The 19351-nt window shown below is 25.8% G+C and carries 21 protein-coding genes and 1 riboswitch; of the genes, 5 read left to right on the top strand and 16 right to left on the bottom strand.

Translation table 11 applies throughout. The annotated features are described in order from the left end of the window. Nucleotides 1-124: 124 nt before the first annotated feature. The 6 genes from ABHC41_RS13880 to ABHC41_RS13855 all read right to left on the bottom strand — a co-directional run bounded on the left by ABHC41_RS13880 (nucleotide 125) and on the right by ABHC41_RS13855 (nucleotide 3841). Entirely contained in the window at nucleotides 125-1036 is a 912-nt protein-coding gene (locus tag ABHC41_RS13880) for a YARHG domain-containing protein (protein WP_166505330.1), read from the bottom strand. 226 nt (nucleotides 1037-1262) lie between these two features. Further along, nucleotides 1263-1394 (bottom strand): hypothetical protein, encoded by a 132-nt coding sequence (locus tag ABHC41_RS13875; protein WP_271892844.1) that lies wholly within the window; start codon nucleotides 1392-1394, stop codon nucleotides 1263-1265. Nucleotides 1395-1444: 50 nt separating this feature from the next. Continuing rightward, nucleotides 1445-1984, bottom strand: coding sequence for a hypothetical protein (locus ABHC41_RS13870; RefSeq protein ID WP_166505329.1), 540 nt, complete (start codon nucleotides 1982-1984; stop codon nucleotides 1445-1447). Between the two features lie 10 nt (nucleotides 1985-1994). Further along, on the bottom strand, nucleotides 1995-2636 hold the full coding sequence (locus ABHC41_RS13865; RefSeq protein WP_271892841.1) for an ABC-2 transporter permease: 642 nt from the start codon (nucleotides 2634-2636) through the stop codon (nucleotides 1995-1997). Nucleotide 2637: 1 nt separating this feature from the next. Beyond that, nucleotides 2638-3465 carry an ABC transporter ATP-binding protein gene (locus ABHC41_RS13860; protein WP_166505327.1) on the bottom strand — a complete coding sequence of 276 codons (828 nt, stop codon included), beginning with the start codon at nucleotides 3463-3465 and terminating at the stop codon, nucleotides 2638-2640. Between the two features lies 1 nt (nucleotide 3466). Beyond that, nucleotides 3467-3841, bottom strand: a complete 375-nt coding sequence (locus ABHC41_RS13855) for a GntR family transcriptional regulator (RefSeq protein WP_166505326.1) — start codon at nucleotides 3839-3841, stop codon at nucleotides 3467-3469. 198 nt (nucleotides 3842-4039) lie between these two features. Then, nucleotides 4040-4220: riboswitch (cobalamin riboswitch) on the top strand. A 321-nt stretch (nucleotides 4221-4541) separates the two neighbouring features. On the opposite strand from ABHC41_RS13855, the gene ABHC41_RS13850 reads away from it, so the two are divergent. From ABHC41_RS13850 to ABHC41_RS13835, 4 genes are read left to right on the top strand one after another with little or no spacing between them, the layout of a single operon-like run. Further along, complete coding sequence (locus tag ABHC41_RS13850) at nucleotides 4542-5270, top strand: energy-coupling factor ABC transporter permease (protein ID WP_141664387.1); 729 nt, start codon at nucleotides 4542-4544, stop codon at nucleotides 5268-5270. Beyond that, on the top strand, nucleotides 5254-5553 hold the full coding sequence (locus ABHC41_RS13845; RefSeq protein WP_092926066.1) for an energy-coupling factor ABC transporter substrate-binding protein: 300 nt from the start codon (nucleotides 5254-5256) through the stop codon (nucleotides 5551-5553). Before ABHC41_RS13850 ends, ABHC41_RS13845 begins: the two co-directional genes overlap by 17 nt. After that, nucleotides 5554-6234, top strand: a complete 681-nt coding sequence (cbiQ, locus tag ABHC41_RS13840) for a cobalt ECF transporter T component CbiQ (RefSeq protein ID WP_092926068.1) — start codon at nucleotides 5554-5556, stop codon at nucleotides 6232-6234. Between the two features lie 9 nt (nucleotides 6235-6243). Further along, entirely contained in the window at nucleotides 6244-7074 is an 831-nt protein-coding gene (locus ABHC41_RS13835) for an ATP-binding cassette domain-containing protein (RefSeq protein ID WP_092926070.1), read from the top strand. 70 nt (nucleotides 7075-7144) lie between these two features. On the opposite strand, the gene ABHC41_RS13830 is transcribed toward ABHC41_RS13835, so the two are convergent. Further along, the gene (locus ABHC41_RS13830) at nucleotides 7145-7612 is read right to left on the bottom strand and encodes a hypothetical protein (RefSeq protein ID WP_271892835.1); all 468 of its coding nucleotides are present in this window, start codon (nucleotides 7610-7612) and stop codon (nucleotides 7145-7147) included. 230 nt (nucleotides 7613-7842) lie between these two features. Between ABHC41_RS13830 and ABHC41_RS13825 the strand changes: the two genes are divergently transcribed. Further along, nucleotides 7843-8121, top strand: coding sequence for a hypothetical protein (locus ABHC41_RS13825; RefSeq protein ID WP_092926074.1), 279 nt, complete (start codon nucleotides 7843-7845; stop codon nucleotides 8119-8121). Between the two features lie 67 nt (nucleotides 8122-8188). Here ABHC41_RS13825 and yjeM read toward each other — a convergent pair whose 3' ends face one another. From yjeM to ABHC41_RS13780, 9 genes are all read right to left on the bottom strand, one after another. Next, a complete protein-coding gene (yjeM, locus tag ABHC41_RS13820; RefSeq protein WP_092926076.1) occupies nucleotides 8189-9721 on the bottom strand; it encodes a glutamate/gamma-aminobutyrate family transporter YjeM in 1533 nt (510 codons plus the stop codon). A gap of 639 nt (nucleotides 9722-10360) precedes the next feature. After that, a complete protein-coding gene (locus ABHC41_RS13815) occupies nucleotides 10361-11128 on the bottom strand; it encodes an EFR1 family ferrodoxin (protein WP_166505321.1) in 768 nt (255 codons plus the stop codon). Between the two features lie 45 nt (nucleotides 11129-11173). After that, nucleotides 11174-11857 carry a hypothetical protein gene (locus ABHC41_RS13810; protein WP_166505320.1) on the bottom strand — a complete coding sequence of 228 codons (684 nt, stop codon included), beginning with the start codon at nucleotides 11855-11857 and terminating at the stop codon, nucleotides 11174-11176. A 147-nt stretch (nucleotides 11858-12004) separates the two neighbouring features. Further along, entirely contained in the window at nucleotides 12005-13657 is a 1653-nt protein-coding gene (locus ABHC41_RS13805) for a M20/M25/M40 family metallo-hydrolase (RefSeq protein WP_271892830.1), read from the bottom strand. Nucleotides 13658-13751: 94 nt separating this feature from the next. Further along, a complete protein-coding gene (locus tag ABHC41_RS13800) occupies nucleotides 13752-15098 on the bottom strand; it encodes a sodium:alanine symporter family protein (protein WP_271892828.1) in 1347 nt (448 codons plus the stop codon). Nucleotides 15099-15264: 166 nt separating this feature from the next. Then, nucleotides 15265-16524: an MFS transporter gene (locus ABHC41_RS13795; RefSeq protein WP_166505317.1), complete on the bottom strand. Its 1260-nt coding sequence runs from the start codon at nucleotides 16522-16524 to the stop codon at nucleotides 15265-15267. A gap of 205 nt (nucleotides 16525-16729) precedes the next feature. After that, nucleotides 16730-17668 (bottom strand): hypothetical protein, encoded by a 939-nt coding sequence (locus tag ABHC41_RS13790; RefSeq protein ID WP_195929087.1) that lies wholly within the window; start codon nucleotides 17666-17668, stop codon nucleotides 16730-16732. A 55-nt stretch (nucleotides 17669-17723) separates the two neighbouring features. Next, nucleotides 17724-18860, bottom strand: a complete 1137-nt coding sequence (gene bioF / locus ABHC41_RS13785) for an 8-amino-7-oxononanoate synthase (RefSeq protein ID WP_271892825.1) — start codon at nucleotides 18858-18860, stop codon at nucleotides 17724-17726. A 16-nt stretch (nucleotides 18861-18876) separates the two neighbouring features. Continuing rightward, the coding region (locus tag ABHC41_RS13780) for a 6-carboxyhexanoate--CoA ligase (RefSeq protein ID WP_347553581.1) at nucleotides 18877-19351 on the bottom strand (475 nt) is incomplete at its 5' end.

Genomic DNA, 19351 nt, shown 5'->3' with positions numbered 1-19351 from the left:
TAATTTATATAATAAATAACCTAGCTTACTCTTTATATTTATATTAAATATTTTATTTCTTATATGAAAATATAAATATTTGTAATAAATAGTTCTACTATTAAGTAATGATTAACTATATTTTCTATTCTAAACTTTTTATAAGTTCTATATTATACCTTTCTATATCATTTAAATCTTCTATATTTCCAGAAAAAGTACTATCTGGGTAATACCAAGGCATAGAGTTAAAATAGTTGTTGTATACATCATTTTTAAATATATATCCATACCTTGCAAATATCTCATTCCTTATATATCCAAGCTGACTTTTATTATAATTTAATAATTCTTCCTTACTTAAGTATCTTATATGACTATCTGGTATTATAAAATAACTCTCATCATTTCCATAAGCGCTATCATAATTATAGGCAAAATGATTATTTTCTACTATATATACAGTTTCTTTTTCTTTAGTTTCTTCTTTAGCCTTATCCAGTTTTTCTTCTTTTTCTCTTTCACTCGCTTCATTTTCTATAGCTACTAAGTCTTCATAGTACTCAAAAGTTTCTATATCATAATTATAATCTTTAGCTAGATCTAAATACTTTCTTGTAGTTTTGTAATTTTCTTTATTAAAATTTTCCTTAGCTTTTTGAATGTATACATTTAGATACATGCTATTTAAGTCATCCTTTTTAACTATACCTTTTAACTTACTAAGTTCCATTTCTGAATTTTCACTTTCCTCTATTTTGCTTTCTAGCTTTTGTACTACTTCATCAGAATATTTTGCATCTAGGGCTTTTATGTAGTAGTTTATAGCTTTACTTTGATTTTCACCATCCCCCTTTTTTATATAATAACTTTGTACTATATTATCTTTTAGTGAAAATACTACTAAAGCTATTACTACAAGTATAAATACTACTATCATTATTATGTTTTTTAGATTGTTTTTCTTAAGATCATCTTTTAAAGTGTCATATCCACATTTATTGCAAAATCTTTGGTCTTTATCTAAATGATTATTACAATTTTTACAAGTTTTCATATTCCCTCCTATATGATTTACTTTTTAAGTAGACTATATCCCTTTATATTTATATGATGTTTATTATACATTATTGCTTGTCAGCACTATCTTTGATTTTTCTATTGATTTATTAATAGTTGAAGTTATATATATTTTTTCCTAGAGAATAAAAAATAGCTATCTATACAGATAGCTATTTTAAGCAATATAATAAGTCATTATGAAACAACTAAAGCAAATTTTATTAAATATTTTTATTTATATATATTTTCAAAGCTTTTATTCCTAAAAATAATGCATATATAAGCATTATCCATAAAATCAAACATATAATCATAGGTATAATACCAATAAGCATCATAGAAAAGTTATTCATAAAACACCATCCTTTTAAATACTTTTTATTAGTATAACCTACTCTTTTTTTTAATACTCCTCTAAGAATAAAGTTTTACTTCCACCTTCACTTCCACTTCCTATCATAAGTGAGTTTGATGAAGTTCTAAACTTATAAAAACTTGCATTGTAGTTTATTATAGGGTGTTTTATATCAAATACTTTTTCATCTAAACTAAGTCCCTTTGGTATTTTAAATACTATATCTTTACTTTTTCCTGGGTCTATCCCCATCTTATAACCTTCTTCAAACCTATCTTCTTCACGACCTACGATTCTTACATCACTTGGACTTATTCCTCCAAATTCCTCCATAAATTTTTCTGTATGGTCAAAAGAAAGATCCATATCATATAAACTAGCTATATCTTTTGAATTATTAGTTATCTTTATAGTTAAAATATGGCTATATTTATCTTCTTTATAATTTTTAAATTCTATTTTTAGCCTTTCTTCAAACTCATCATCAGAGTAATCATTTATATCCTTAACATAAAATACACTAAATCCTATTAAAAGTATTATAGGTATTAATACTATAGTACTTACTTTTATAAACTTTTTATTCATATTGTCCCCCTTAAAGTGCTACTTCTTTTTTATTGTATATTTTAGTAGATATATACATAGATATTATGTAAATAACTACACAAACACCACTTATAATAAGTAGCTTAGGATCACTTATAATCAAATTTTCTTGTCCCTCTATATGTATATCAGCCCTTGGCTTTAGTGTTATATATAAGCTAGATACAAGTATAATACCCATTACTAAATTTATAGGTATATAAGATTTTTTGTATCTATATTTAAACATTATAGGAAATGATACAGATACTAGTATAAGTAATATATTTAAAGTACTTAACATTGTTTGAGTGTACATTAAATCTATATAAAATATATGCTTTAATATTTTTGAATAAAAATAAGTAAATAATATAGATAATACTATAATTAATGTAGATACTATATATTTACTATAAACTATATCTTCTTTATCTATTGGCATACTATTAAAAAAATAATCACATTTATTAGATTCATCTAAATAAAAGCTTCTAAATATAAACATATAACTTAAAAATAATGGAATTGCTACACTAGATAATCCCATTAATATAGATGAAAATATAAAAAGCCCTACTACTAACTTTATAATAGTTTTAAAATCTGTCATAAAACATGCCCTTAAATCTTTTTTTATAATATTAATCATTTTAATCTCTCCCCATAAAATATATAATATCTTCTATAGTTGCTATACTTATATTATTAGTAGTTTCGTATCCACTTTCTATAAATAGCCCCTGACTATAGTAATTTTTGTCTTCTCTTTTTATAAAATTTATATTACTATCATCTAATTCTTTTTTACTTCCTTTTATTACCTTGTAGTTTTCTTTTATATATTCACTACTTTCACTTAATACTAATTTCCCATTTTTTATAAGTGTTATATAATCTGCACATTGTTCTAAATCAGTTAATATATGTGTCGAAAATATAGCACATTTATCTCCGCTTTCCAATTCCTCTTGAATTATACTTATCATTTCTTTTCTAAATATAGGGTCAAGTCCACTACTTGGCTCGTCAAGTACTAGTAACTTAGCATTATGACTTAGTGCATTTGCTAGCATTAATTTTATACTTTGCCCTTTTGATAAGTTTTTTATTTTAGTGTCTTTATCTATTTTAAATTTTTCTAAATAATTATCAAATTTGTTATTTTCAAAGTTTTTGTAAAAACTTTTAACTATATTTTTAAATTCTTTAACCTTAAGATGTTCGTAAAAATATAATTCATCATATACAAATCCTACTTCTTCTTTAAATTTTTTAGAAATTTTATTTATATCTTCTCCCATATAATATATATTTCCACTATCCACATTAAGTAAATTCATTATTAATTTTATAATAGTAGTTTTTCCACTACCATTATGACCAATAAGTCCCATAATATATCCCTCTTTTAATTCAAAAGATATATCTTCCAACTTAAATTTATCAAAGTCTTTACTTACCTTTTCTAGTCTTAACATATTACTCCCCCTCGTATAGACTCTCTAATATTTCTATTAATTCACTTTTTGATAAACCCATCATTTTAGATAGATTTATAGATTCTTCTAACTTTTCTTCTATCTCTCTCATTTTAGCTTCATATACTAGTTCTTTATTAAAAGAAGATACGTAACAACCTTTTCCCGGTACGGTGTTTATAAGTCCTAGTTTTTCTAATTCTTCATAAGCTCTTTTAGTAGTTATAAAACTTATACCTAAATCTTTAGCTAATGCTCTTATAGATGGTAGAGCTTTTCCTTCTTCTAAAGTACCACTTAATATGTTCTTCTTTATATGATTTACTATTTGCATATATATGGGTAAATCAGAAGCATTTGAAATTATTATGTTCATTTTATCTCCTTTCTGTATAATATGTATATACTGTATATATACATATTATACAGTTAGTTTGTGCTTAGTCAATAAATTTTAAATAAATATTATTTATAAATCTATATATTTTAAGATTTAATTAAATTTTTTAATATTTTTTTATAAAAAATAGAGGAATATAATAAAAGTTGTAGTATTATATAAATATGTGATAAATTAAAAATTTGTATTTTAGGTTTTTTTAATTAAAATTAATAGGGAAAGAGGTTAGATTCCTCTGCAGCCCCCGCTACTGTAAAGCTGATGAAACTTTCAAAACCACTGTAATTTATTATGGGAAGGGAAAGTAGTAAAATGAAGCTAAGCCAGGAGACCTGCCTACAATACTTAAATTATATTCTTCGGGGTGAAGGAAAATAATAAAGAATAATACCTTATTTTTAATAAATAGGTATTAATTAGAAAGTTATTTAAATCCTAATCCAATGATTAGGATTTTTTAGTTCGTGACAAAATCTATTTAATTTTGAATGTATATAGTTTTGATAACTTAATTTAAAATTAACTATATCTAATCAAACTAATCTAATTTTTGATTATGAATAATATAAATTTTAGACATCTAGTTAAAGCAAACCAAATTTCGTCTTTACCCATTATATACTTACATTAATTTATCACATAAAAATTTAATAAACTTTGAAAGTGAGGTATAAAGATGAATTTTTTACCACTATCATTAGTAGCAGGTGTGCTACTTATCATTTTAAATCCATTAAATGCTAATGCTATGCATATTATGGAAGGATATTTACCCGCAAAATGGTCTATACTTTGGACAATAGTATTTATTCCATTTTTCATATATGGGTTAAAATCTATTAATACCATAGTAAAGCAAGATCCTAAAAAGAAGGTTTTATTAGCCTTAGCAGGAGCTTTTGTATTTGTGTTATCAGCACTAAAAATACCGTCTTTAACAGGTAGTTGTTCACATCCTACAGGAGTAGGTCTTGGTGCAATATTATTTGGACCAGCTGTTATGGCAGTAATAGGAACAATAGCTTTATTATTTCAAGCATTATTACTTGCACATGGAGGATTAACTACTTTAGGCGCTAATGCATTTTCAATGGCAATAGTTGGACCAATAGTGTCATATTTTATATTTAAACTTTGTAGAAAAAGAAATGTAAACGTTGGAATGAGTGTATTTTTAGCAGCAGCCTTAGGTGATTTAGCTACATATACAGTAACAGCAACTCAATTAGCACTAGCTTTCCCTGATCCTAGTGGAGGAGTTATGATGTCTTTAGTTAAATTTTTAGGAGTATTTTTCACGACTCAAATACCAATAGCTATAGCAGAAGGATTATTAACTACTTTAGTATATAACTTAATAACACAAAATGAAGAAGGAGTTGAAATTAATGAGTACAAATTCTAAAACTAAAAACAAACTTAGAAATAAAAATTTAATATTATTAGCTTTAACCATAATACTTATAATAACTCCTTTATTATTAAATTCATCAGCTGAATATGGTGGTGCTGATGGAGAGGCAGAGGGCCTAATAACAGAGATAAATCCTGATTATAAACCTTGGTTTAGTAGCTTATACGAGCCACCTAGTGGAGAAATAGAAAGCTTACTATTCTCTACTCAAGCTGCCATAGGAGCTGGATTTATAGGCTACTATCTAGGAAGAAAAAAAGGTGAAAAAAAATAAATGCTGGAAATTGATAAATGTGCATATACAAATGCTTTAAGAAATACTAACCCTATGGCTAAATTGCTTATTAGCTTTTTAGCCTTAACTATTTCTGTAATTATAAATAATATAATGCTTCATTTTTTGGTAATGTTAATAGTAAGCTTTTTAATCATTTTTATAGCAAAAGTTAATATTAAACTATATATAAAATGTTTAAGGATACCTATATATTTTTTAATTATAGGAACTATACTTAATATGATTAACATATCATTTGAAAATCAAGGCTTTATATTTAACATCAAAGTTTTTAACTTATATATAGGAACAACTTTATTTTCAGTTAAAAACTCAATTTATATATTACTAAGAGCTATAAGTTCAGTTATATCTATTTATTTTTTAATACTTACTACACCATTTAACCAATTAATAATTATATTAAAAAAATTACATATCCCAGATACATTAGTAGAACTTATGGTTTTGACATATAGATTCATATTCATATTTTTAGAAGAAATAAAAGATATTTATAAATCTCAAGAATTAAGATTTGGTTATATAAATCTAAAAAATTCTTATAACTCAACAGCACTACTTATAAAAATCTTATTCTTTAGAATGATGAGAAAATATGAAGATATGAGTATAACCTTAGATATGAAGTTGTATGATGGGAAATTTCATATATAGGAGATTATCATGTTTAAGGTAAATAATTTAACATATAAATATGAAAAAGAAAATAAAGCAATAAACAATATAAATTTAGATTTTTCAAAAGGAAATATGATTGGGATAATTGGAGCTAATGGTTCTGGTAAGTCTACTTTATTTATGAATCTAGTAGGTATATTAAAGCCCTCTGAAGGAAGTATATTTTATAACAATAAAGAACTTTCATATAAAAAGAAAGATTTGTACAATTTAAGAAAAGAAGTAGGTATAGTATTTCAAGATCCAGATAAGCAAATATTTTATTCAAGAGTATATGATGATGTTGCTTTTTCACTAAGAAATATAGGTGTACCTGAAGATAAAATAAAAGAAAAAGTACATAATGCATTAAAATTAGTCAATGCTTTAGATTTAATAGATAAACCAGTCCACTTTTTAAGTTATGGTCAGAAAAAAAGAGTAGCTATAGCTTCTGTTATAGCTATGGAAAATAAAGTGGTTCTTTTAGATGAACCTACAGCAGGACTTGACCCTAAAAGCACAAAAGCTATAGTAAATATTTTAAAAAATTTATGCGATAATGGAATTAAAGTAGTTATTTCAAGTCATGATATGGATTTAATATATGAGATTTGTGATTATATATATGTTTTAAATAAAGGTAGTATTGTTATTGAAGGTAATTGTATGGAAGTTTTTAAAGAAGCTAAGATTATTGAGGAAGTAGGATTAAATATCCCTTGGCTTGTAAAAGTTCATAAAAATATGAATCTGCCTTTATTCAAAAAAGAAGAAGATTTGTATAATTACTTTAATCAATGTGTAAATACTAATCAACTTACATCTCTTGTATAACATGTTTTATTTTAAACTTAATAAATAATTAAATGCTGGATAAGGCCCATTACCTTATCCAGCATTTTTATTATTTAATATTTTTTTCTATTGTACTTACTATATACTCTCTATTAAAAGTAAAGTATTTAACTAGCCCATCATAAAACATATAAGAAATATTTAACATACCTTGAATATTTTCTAAGTTTTTATCAAACTCTTCTTTGCTTAAGTATCCCACTATATAACTTATAAGCTTTTCAACTAAGCTATTAGCAATTATAGCCACATCTTTATTATCTTTAAGTTCTAATTGAACATAAGGTATTAAACTTGTGTAAGTTGCTATTTCACCTACTTCTACTTCATCACAGTTTTTTATATTTTCTTTTGTTTCTTTTTTTAATTCTTCCTCCATTGGTATAAAGTTTACTAAATCACATATAACGCTACAAACATAATTATTTAAATTTACTTCACTATCTTTAGTCATTCTTTTGAAGATATTCTTATCAAAATCATTTAATATGTAATTGTTTAAATCTACTAATTTCATATTTGCCCTCCATGAATTTCATATTAATAATTTTATCATACACAATTGTTATTTATTTTACAAGTTTTGTAAAACCATTGGCAAAATGGACAAATCAACCTTTTTGTTATTGAAACATAAATTAATAATAGCTATTTTAATCTATTTAAGTATATAATTTAATGTTTTATAGATTATTTTTTTATCTTTTGTCAATAATCTAATTATAATATATTCTAAGGAGGAATTATATGGATGACTATATAAATTATCTAGAAAAAAACTTAAATCTATATGACTATACCTTAATAAAAACTACTAGTACTAAAGCAGTAATTATTAAAACCTACTTTAAATATACTAAATGTATATATATAAGTTATATTGATGATTTTATAGAAATAAGAATAGATAAAATATTTGATTTTTATACTGTTGGCAATAATATAGAAAGACTTATAATACCTAGAAAAACATTTAATAATTTAGATGATTCTTTAAATTATATACAAAAAAATATAGCTACTTAAGTTAAACTTAAATAGCTATATTTTAAAAGTTTCAAACATGAAATTTATTTTACTAATCAGTTATATTCTAGCTTGCTTTTTTTGTACTATTTTTGCTTAAATGATTCTTTTCATATCTACTATATAATAAGAACGCTATTAAACCAAATAATGTTGGTCCTAATATCATCATTATTGTATCAAAGAACTTTCCATCTATTGCAGGTTGTACTATTGAGAATAAGTTAGCAAATCCAACCATTATTCCTATTATCCAAGCAGCAAGTGTTGCAGCACCTTGTTTCTTGTAAGCTACGAATGCTTTATCAACTTCACCATTTAATTGCTTTTTCTTGAAAGCTGGGAATGCTGATGATAAGAATAAGTATGGTATAGTCATAGCTACGTTAGTCATAAGAACTAATATATTAAAGAAGTCAGCTGCTCCTTTACCACCAAATGCTACTACTAATATTATAACTATAACTATTATAGCTTGAACTTTCATAGCGTTTACTGGCATACCATTTTTCATCTCAGCAAACTTACCTGGCCATATTTCTTTAGGTGAACCAGATATTAAAGTTTTAAGTGGTGAATATGTTAATGTGAAGAATGCTCCCATGAATGCTAAGAACATTGATAAACCAACGAATCTAGCTGTCCAAGCACCCATTTGCATAGCTACAGCATCAGTAGTTCCCATAGCATGTCCTAATTGGTATCCTAAGTTTTGCATTAAAACATATGCAACGTTACCCATGTGAACGCTCTTGTCTGATAGTATATCAGCCCAGTTAGTGAACATACCACATGCAAATATACCAATAGCATATCCTATAGATATAACTATAGCAGATATAGCAAGACCTTTAGGGAATGTTTTCTCAGCATTTTCAGTTTGGTCAACTAATCCTCCTAAAACTTCAAGTCCTCCAAATGCAAAAATTGCAAATGTAACAAATGATAATACCATTAATGGACTTTGGTAAGCAGGGTTTGGAGAAGTTAAAAATGCATCTGCAAAATTGTTTACTGGTTGAGCTAATTCTCCACCGTTAAATATAACTACAGCTAATGCTCCAACTAATAATACTATGTTTAATAAGGCAACAAATGTACCACCTATAGAAGTAACCTTTGTTATCTTTTCAACACCTTTACTTGCTACTACTGTAACAAATACTATCCATAAAGCACCAAGTATTCCTATAGTTTGAGTTGAACTTAATCCAAATAAACTCCAACTTTGAGTTATATCTGCTCCAAATATGGCATTCGAAAACGGTATCCATATACCTGAAGATACGTTAACCATCCATATTATATAAGAAGCATACCACATGAATGTTCCTATGAATGCATACTTAGGTCCTACAGATTTTTCCATCCATGAATACATACCACCACTTTCATTTTTGAAAGATGATCCGTATTCTGCCATCATGAATGCATAAGGTATGAAGAATACTAATGCACTTAGTATATACCAAGGTATAGCTCCATATCCCATTAAGTAGTATGATCTTGGCATGTTAGCAAAACCAAACACTGATGTAAATATCATTAATATTAATGACATTAAAGTAAGTTTCTTTGCACTACTTGTGTTGTTTCCCATTTTTGCACCTCATAATATTTATTTTTGATTATTCCTTTTGTAATTTCATCTGTATTACTTAAGGGATGATAAAATTATAACATTCGACAAGCTATTTCGACAATACTCTGCAGTGTTTTCACAATATTTTCTATTTTGTAACTTATTTTATTTTTCTAAAAATTAATTTTTTATTAATTTTAATTTTCATTTTTATATATTTTTTTCTTTGCATAAGTATTTGCCTTTTCAAAATTAACATATACTAATACTACATTTTTCAATGTGTTTACTTTATTTTGATACTAGTATTTTTAAATCATTTAATCATTTAATTCATTAATTATTTTTAATAACTTTTCAATTTTTGATTTTTTTGAATAATTGATTAAATTTTATTCAAACGAAAGATTAATAAGAAGATTTTAAAAAAATAATTTTTCTTTTATTTTTATTACTGTGATTACTTCATTTCTAAATTGATAAACTTTTAACTATAAATTTGCAATTGTTTTCTTCTTTAAAAATATAAAGTTCAATTTAGAATTACTCAATATTTTTATTATATATTAAACCACTGAAAATAATTAAAAGGTTAAAAGTATAAGTGATATATAAAAAAAGATATAGAGGCTTTTGCTAGCTTCTATATCTTTTATTTTACATATATTTGTTTATATTGTATTGTTTAAAGTTTTGTTTTTTGTATAAAATAGCATTAGTAGGACATCTATGTATACACTTTAAACATCCTATACACTGATTTTTAAATGTCAATTGCTTATTATTCATAGATATATTATTAGTAGGACAATTTTTTTCACATATATTACAGTCTATACACTTATCTTTATCCAATGAAAATTTCTTTTTAGGAAATTTTTTAGTATACAATAAAAACATATCATAAACTATTTTACTGCTAAATACCTTTTTACTATAATTTATAATTTTTAAATTTTCTTCTAAAAACTTATTTACTATAGCCTCTACCTTTGGTTTTGCATTTACTATGCTTTGTTTTATTTCTTCTTCACTATCTCTTTTAAAGAAAGCTACATAGTAATTATTTGGCATAGAAATAGCTTCATCCACTAATACTTCAAATCCTTTTTTACTAACTACTTTACCAAGATATTTTCTTCCTTGTTTGTCTTCTTTATCTGCAAGTGTTGAATATATTATACATTTTTTATTTGTATCTTTTATATTTTTTATCCAGTCTATTAAAATATCAGGTATCATATCAGCATGTATTGGTCCACCAAATATATAAAAATCATACTCTCTATCTAATTTATTATGCTTTTGTATATCTATAAGATCTATACTTATATTTCTTAACTCAAAATTTTCCTTAAATAATTTTGCTACGTACTCTGTATTTCCTGTTCCTGAAAAATAAATTACTGCCCCTTGTTTATACAAATAATCGCCTCCTTTTTATAACTCATATAACCCTAATACAAAGCTTTATTTTGACTCTTTTAGCATTATATTTTCTAAGTTTATTATCATATCAATATTAAGTCCTTTAGAGTTTAATTTAATCTTTTCTAATTTTATATCTTTGAAATTTTCTTTATGTACTATCACATTTCCTTCATTAAAATCTACTAATATACCTTTTTCCTTTGGGAACCAATCTTTTATAAAACTATTTAATCCCATATCTACTATAAAATTAGCTATCTTTAAATCAAGTAATTTTACTTCTTCTATATTTAATACTAAATCTTTATCCTTATTTAAAGATGGTATAACTTTAACTTCTATTGGAGTGGTTATATTTTTCATTATTTCATAATTTACTCTTGCTTTTATATATCCATCTTCTATATTTATACTTAATTTATTTATTTTATTATTTTTAGTTTTTTCTAGAAAATAATTAACTCCATTTAAAATAGCTTCTTTAGGTACTATAAATTCGCCTTTTATACCTACTGGATTTTTTATTATCTCTACGTTATTTGCTTTAATTCCAGCCACTGCCTCTAAAAATTCTATGCTTTCTGTTTTATTTGATACATTTTCTTCTTTTTTAGTAGGGGTTATAGTAACTTCTTTTTCTTCTTTCTTATTAAATATAAAAAAGCCACTTATGATTAAAACTCCTACTATGGTGCTTATTATAATTTTTTTTCTTTTGTCCATACCATGTGCTCCTCATTTTTTATTTGTCTATATTTAATATTCTACTACAATTTAAAATTATATAAACAAATTTATATTACATCTATATATAAATTTGCTTATATAAAAAGCTATCATTAATAGATAGCTTTTTATATTTCTATTGTTTTATTTTATATTAAATATCTCATAAACTAGATCTCTTATAAGTTTTGGAGCTACCTCATAAGAATAGTCTACTAATATTCTTTCAGTAAACTTATGAGGATCTCTTCCATGAGGTCCATAGTTTATAACAGGAAGATTTAATTTTTTAATATCTTCTAGTGGTAACTTATATTTGTACCCAAGTGAAGGCATATTAGGTTTTAAAAAGTCTATAACATCATCTGCATCTTGTAGTGCAAAATAACTTAAATCAGATAATCCTTGGAAGTATTTTTGTTTTTTAATATCTACGTTATACTCTCTCTTGCCTTTTTCTATTATTTTATCAGCTACTTTGATAAGCTTTTTATCAAATTCTCTGCTCTCATCAAGTCCTACATGCGGATAGTATGGTGGTGCAAAGAATATTATTATCATAGGATTTCTATCTTTTGAAAACTTATGAACCTCTTTAACAATATTTGTACTAACATCTCTCTCATCTAAAGTTTCATCTTCTATCCATATATTTATCATTTCGTCTAAGTGACTTTTAAAATCCTCACCATTATCTTTTAATACTTGACTATAAAATTCATCAAAAGTAAGAACTTTAACATCTAAATCCATGTCTTTTACTGGCAAATTACTTTTATTTTTGTATATTTCTTGATATTTCTTAACTTTATTATAAGCTTCATTTATAGATTCTTCACACACATACCTAAATTTATCTATGGCTTCTTTAGGATTCATTTTGAATGTTTGTAAATTATAATATATTATAGAAGATATTGGAGTTTGGACATTATATAAATCCTTAGTGTCTTTATATTTTAGACAAGTTGGAGGCATAGTAACTTCACCGCTTACGTCTTCACAAAATTCTGTATTTACATCTAATCTACTTATAAGCTCACTAGCTATTAAGTTAGCATTTATTCCAGATAAACTTTCTCCAACATGAGTTTCTTTTCCTACTACATAAAAACCTGGAAGTAGTTTACCGCAAGTTCCTAGATATATATATTTATTGTCATCACCTGGATAAGATGCAAAATCTGGTTCACAATTAAGTACTGTTATAGCTTCTAAATTTTCTTTTTCTAATATTTTATTAGCAAAAGGAATGGCATTTATTGCACCTTCTGAATTTGTTTCTTCATCTGGTACAGCAAGCAACATTATATTTCCTTCAAAGTCTTCTAATTTGCTAAAATACTCTATTAAAGACATTTGTATAGAAAGACCTGTCTTCATGTCCATTATACCTCTACCAAATAACCATTCTCCAGATAATAAATCTTTTTTAGAATCTTCATCTAAATTGTCTATATTATCTCTTAATCTTTTAGTATACTCATATGGTTTTAGTATATATTCCTTTAAATTACCTGCATCTTCTATTCCTACTGTATCCATATGCGCTACTGTAAGTAATGTTTTTTTAGTCGGCTTTTTAGATTTCATAAGTGCACACACAAAATATCTATTTAAGCTATCATTTAAAGGAACTAAGTGTAGGTGATTTGGATTTTCTTTGTAATAGTCTAGTTCTGATAATTTTTTATACACTAACTTTGCCATATTTTCTTCGTTATTAGTTCCTGATACACTATTTTGACCTACTAACTCAATAGCCAAACTTTTAAGTTCTTCACTACTTAACCACATAAAATTTTCCCCCTAATTTTATATATAAAAATTATAGTAATGCATTTAAAAATAAATCAGTTAATAACATTTAATCTAAACTTATTTATAATAACTATTTATTCATTAACTCTTTATTGTTAAAAAAGCTATCAGACTCTTTTTTAACTTCTTTTCTAAGTAGTAAAACTCCTATCATATTAGTAACTATTACTCCAGCTAAAGTAAAGTCTAATAATACAATTACACTTCTTAAATCTACTAAAGCACCTACCATTATAAATGCCAAGTAAACTATTCTCATAACCTTAGCAAACTTACTTCCAAATAAATATTCAGCTTGTTTTTCTCCGTAAAATATTATTACTATCATAGTTGAGAATACAAATAAAAGCATACAAATAGTTAACATTCCTCCACCAAAACTACTTCCAAATACAGTTTGCATTGCCATAGCTGGCATAGCTGCTGCCTTACTAGCACCAACTTGCGTCCATATATCTGTTGTTAATACTAAAAATCCTGACATAGTACATATTATTAATGTAGCTACTATTATTTCAAATACTCCCCATAAACCTTGTCTTGCAGGATGATCAGTTATTGCTGCACTATGTGCTATAGTAGATGTACCCATACCAGCTTCATTTGAATAAGCTCCTCTTGCTGCTCCTGCTTTTATGGTAGATGCTACTGCTGAACCCGCGAATCCACCAAAGGCTGCTACAGGTGTAAAAGCACTCTCTATTATTAGCATAAATGCTCTAGGTATTTCAGTAAAATTAAGACCAATAACTATTAAAGCCATAACTATGTATAGACATGCCATTATAGGAACTAACTTTTCTGTTATCTTTCCTATTCTTTTTATACCACCATATACTACAAAACCTACAAATGCCACTAATAATATTCCAGATACAATAGGTGCTATATTTATGGTTTCTGCACTTTGAACAAAAGATGCTGATTGCGTTGCTATTGAAGGAGCTATTTCTATCATTAAGAAAAATGCAAATAAACTACCAAGCCAAGGGAATTTTAATCCATCTCTTATATAATACATTGGTCCACCTACATACTCTCCTTCTTCATTTTTCACCCTATACTTTATACCAAGTATTATTTCTGAGTACTTAAGGGCGCATCCAAATAATGCTATAAGCCACATCCAAAAAATAGCTCCAGGGCCTCCAGTAGCTACCGCAAGTGGAACTCCTATTATGTTTGATGCTCCTATAGTAGATGCAAGCGCTGAAGTCGCTGCTTGAAACGGGCTTATAGTCCCATCACCATCAGTTTTAGCGAACATCTTCCCGAAAGTCTGTTTTAGTATAAATGGTAACTTAGTAAATTGAAAAAACTTAAGTGTGAAAGTCATTACTATACCACCACCTACTAATATAACTAAAACAGGATATGTCCATAGCCAATTAGTAAAACTTTCAAATAATTCAAACATTATACCAACTCCATAATTTTATTAAATAGAGAAGTTTCTATTTATTAAACAATATTCCTATACTGTCTAATAAATGTATAAAGTTATTATTTTTAATATAATAAAAAACACCAATGTATAAGAAATTATCACTACCTATACATTAGTGTTTTTGTTTGATTAAATATTAATTTACCTTTATAGCTAAATCCTTTTTGTCTTCTCTAATACCCATGTTAGCAGATATTAAAGCTATAATATTCATAGCTATAAATATCACAAATCCTATTTTATACCCAAGTACTACATTACTAGCATTCATATCTATAGTAAAAGCTATAAATAAATTTATTATACCGCTACCTATAAATTCACAAGTATTTACAACGCTAGTAGATAATCCTGAGTATTTTTCTTCATTTTTATATTGAACATCATTAAATGCTTGTATATGACTCATATTTATAGTTCCCACTATAAAAAATAATATCGGAAGAGTGAAAATAGGTGGCTTGACATTACTTATAAGTATTATATAAGACCATATGAATATATTTATTATGTTGCCAAATTTTATAACATTAAATTTATTAGTTTTTATTCTAGCAAATACATAATCCATAAATAAAGCACCAAATACAAGACCATAAGTCAAAAATGATGCAATAAAAGCTGCTACACTCTTTTTAACTTCATAAACATCTGTAATATACGATACTATCCACAAACTACTAAATGCGGTAGTTATACCAACCATAGAAAACATAATTAAAGAATTATACCAAGTCGCTTTATTTCTAAATACAGACTTTAATCCTTTAAGTAAATTTAATTTTTCTTCTTCTATAACTTCTATATCAACTTTAAATCCATATTCTTTTGGGGTATCTCTAACTACTAAATATATTACTATCCCACATAAAACTCCTATAATACCTATTAATATAAAAGAATTTCTCCAACCTATAATATCATTTAGAAATACTAATGGAAATGTTGCAAATACACCACCTAAGCACCCTATAAAAGAAAACTTAGCTGTAGCTGATGTAAACTCTTCTTTTTTAAACCAACTTCCTTGAAACTTTAACACAGAAAGTAAAGTTACAGATACTCCCGCACCTATCATTACTCTAGATAGATAGGCTACTTTTATCCCTTCTATAAATCCAAACAATATAGAACCAATTCCACCTATAAGCATACCTATACTACATACTTTTCTAGGTCCATATCTATCAAGAAGTATTCCCCCTGGTATTTGCATAAGTGCATATGCATATAAAGTAAATGATGCAATATTAGATATTTCTATATTACTAAATCCTAATTCTAAGGATAAATTATCAGATATAACTGCCGTAGATAACCTTAGAAAATAAGCTATTACAAAAGAAAATGTAAGTACAGACCATATACCCCATTTAGTTTTATTATAGTTTTTCATCTTACTCCCCTATCCTTTTACTATTTTTAATTATTTTACCTTACTATTTCAGTATACAAATATTTTACTTGTTAATAAACTATAATTTTTATAAAAGACTTTTTATTTTGCTAAAATGTAATTTTAATTATGCTTTTTTATTAAAACTACCTTTATAATAAATGTACTCTAAATATTTATAAAAAAAATGCCATATAAATGGCATTTATCTTAAAGAATTTATTCTTATTTTATCAAGTTCATCTTCATTAAATATATGATTATTATAAAGCACTAAATACTCTTCACTTACAGTGGAATCAAATACTATTAAATCATCAGTGTTTATACTTATATTTATATTTTTATCATATATTTTTCTAACTGGATGATTTTTTATATCATCTACTGCCCCTAGATATATATTACTAGTAGGGCATATATTTAATCTTATATTTCTTTCTTTTATCATGTCCAATACATAATCACTTTCAACTGCTCTAAATCCATGTTGAAGTTCATCTATATTAAGAGTTTCTATAGCTTCTTTAACATTTTCTGCACCTAAAAACTCTCCTGCATGTACTTTTAATTTTAGTCCATTTTTTTTAGCATAATCATAGTATATTTTATATCTATCAAATCCAACTATTTCTTCATCTCCATATAAATCTATAGACTTAAACACTTTACTATCTATAATTTTAGGTATTAGTTTTTCAAGATTTTCATCACTTATACTTTTAGCTATACCTATTTCTGGTCTAAAATCTATTTTATCCTTGTACTTATCAACTAAGCTTCCTATACAATCAAAAAAATCTTTATCATTTTCAAATCTTAATATATCATGACAGTCTACACTAGCTTCAAGTATTACTATATTATCATCTATAGCATCTTTAATAGTTGCTTCTATTGTCCATAGAAAATCTTCTTTAGTTTTTATATGATTCATATATTCATTAAATATAAAATCATCTAATCCTTTTATTCCCTTCATCTCTTTAGAAGGTCTTTTTATTTTACCTTTTGTATAGCTATGTATATTATCAAATTTCATACCTAAGCCACAATGATTGTGAAGTTCTGATTTTTTTATAGTTTTTAATCCTTTTAAGTCATTTTCTTTTAGATATCTCTTAAAGTTTTGGCTATTTGTCATATTTTCCTCCTTAGGCGTTTTAATCCATTATAACATATCATAGTTATTTTTCTTACTATATTAATTTTTTAATAGAATTTATTACTAAATCTATATCACAAAAATCATGAGTTGCCATTAGTGTAACTCTAAGTATAGCTTCTCCTTTTTTTACTGTTGGATATCTTATTGCTGGTATATGTATACCATCTTCTAGTAAGCTTTCACTAATTTTAACTGCCTTTTTTTCATCTCCTATTAATATAGGTATAATTGGTGTTTCTCTATTAATATCAAATCCAATATTTTTAAGACCTTTACATAGGTATTTTACATTTTCTTTTAGTTTTTTAACTAAGTATGGATTATCTTCAATCATTTCAAAACTTTTAATTGATGCCCCTATAACTGCTGGAGAAAGTGCTGTTGAGAATATAAAGCTTCTTGATTTATTTCTTAAATAGTCGATAATATCATTATTAGCACATACAAATCCGCCTTCACTTCCTATTGATTTAGAGAGAGTTCCTATTGTTATATCTGGTTTTATATTAAGATACTCACTACTTCCTCTTCCAGTTTTTCCTATTACCCCTGTAGCATGTGCATCATCTACTATAGATATAAGGTTATGTTTTTTAGCTATTTTAACTATTTCATCTAGTTTACATATATCTCCATCCATACTAAATACACTATCAGTAACTATTATTCCATGCTTTGGATTTATTTCTTTTATCTTGTTAGTTAAATCTTTAATATCATTATGCTTATATACTATAGTTTTTCCTTTTGATAACCTACACCCATCTATTATAGATGCATGGTTTAATTCATCACTAAATATATAATAATCTTCATCACATATAGCCGAGATTACTCCTATATTTGCCATATATCCAGTATTAAATATTATCGCATCTTCATACCCTTTAAACTTTGCTATTTTTTCTTCTAGTTTTTTGTGTAAATCATAACTACCTGTAGTTAATCTTGAACCTCCAGAACCTAATCCGTATCTATTAATAGCTTCTATTGCGCTTTTTTTAACCTCTTTATTATTACAAAGCCCAAGGTAATTATTAGAAGACATTAAAAGAACTTTTTTGTTATTTATAGTTGTATATTTATCTTGTGGTTCATTTAAATATTTTATCTGTCTATAAAGATTATTCTCTTTTATTTTTTGTAGTTTTGCTTTTATATTATCCATTATATCTCCTTATTTATTATTTAAATATGACTTTATCTTTAACTATAACTTTAGTATTTTCAAGGTATTTTATAGTATCTTCAAGTGTATATCCAAAGTCTTTAGTAGGGTCATATAAAAATATTCTTCCTCCTCTATCCTCACCTATATCTTTCATATGTTTAACCCTTATATATCCAAATTCTTTACTTGCTATATATCCTGTCGTATAATTTTTATCATCAGAACAACATATTTCACCTACTATATTAGGAGCATTGCATACCTTAGATGATAGGCATAATGCTTCTATAAAATGTGTATTTTTAAGTAGTTTTTCATTTTTATTTAGGTTATTAGTATATTCATGTTGTTTATCTAGTCTATCTATTTTTAAATCTTCAAAGTCCATATAAGTTGCTCTTATTCCTCTTAACTTATCTTTTTCTAGTCTTTTAAGATTATTAACATCAAGAAGTACTGCACCTCTCATATTTTTTATACTTTTAAAT

It is taken from the genome of Romboutsia sp. 1001216sp1 (assembly GCF_039841805.1).
Taxonomy (GTDB): Bacteria; Bacillota; Clostridia; order Peptostreptococcales; family Peptostreptococcaceae; genus Romboutsia_C; species Romboutsia_C hominis.
Note: the sequence above shows the minus strand (reverse complement) of the source record. Positions and strands in the feature narration are given on the sequence as shown.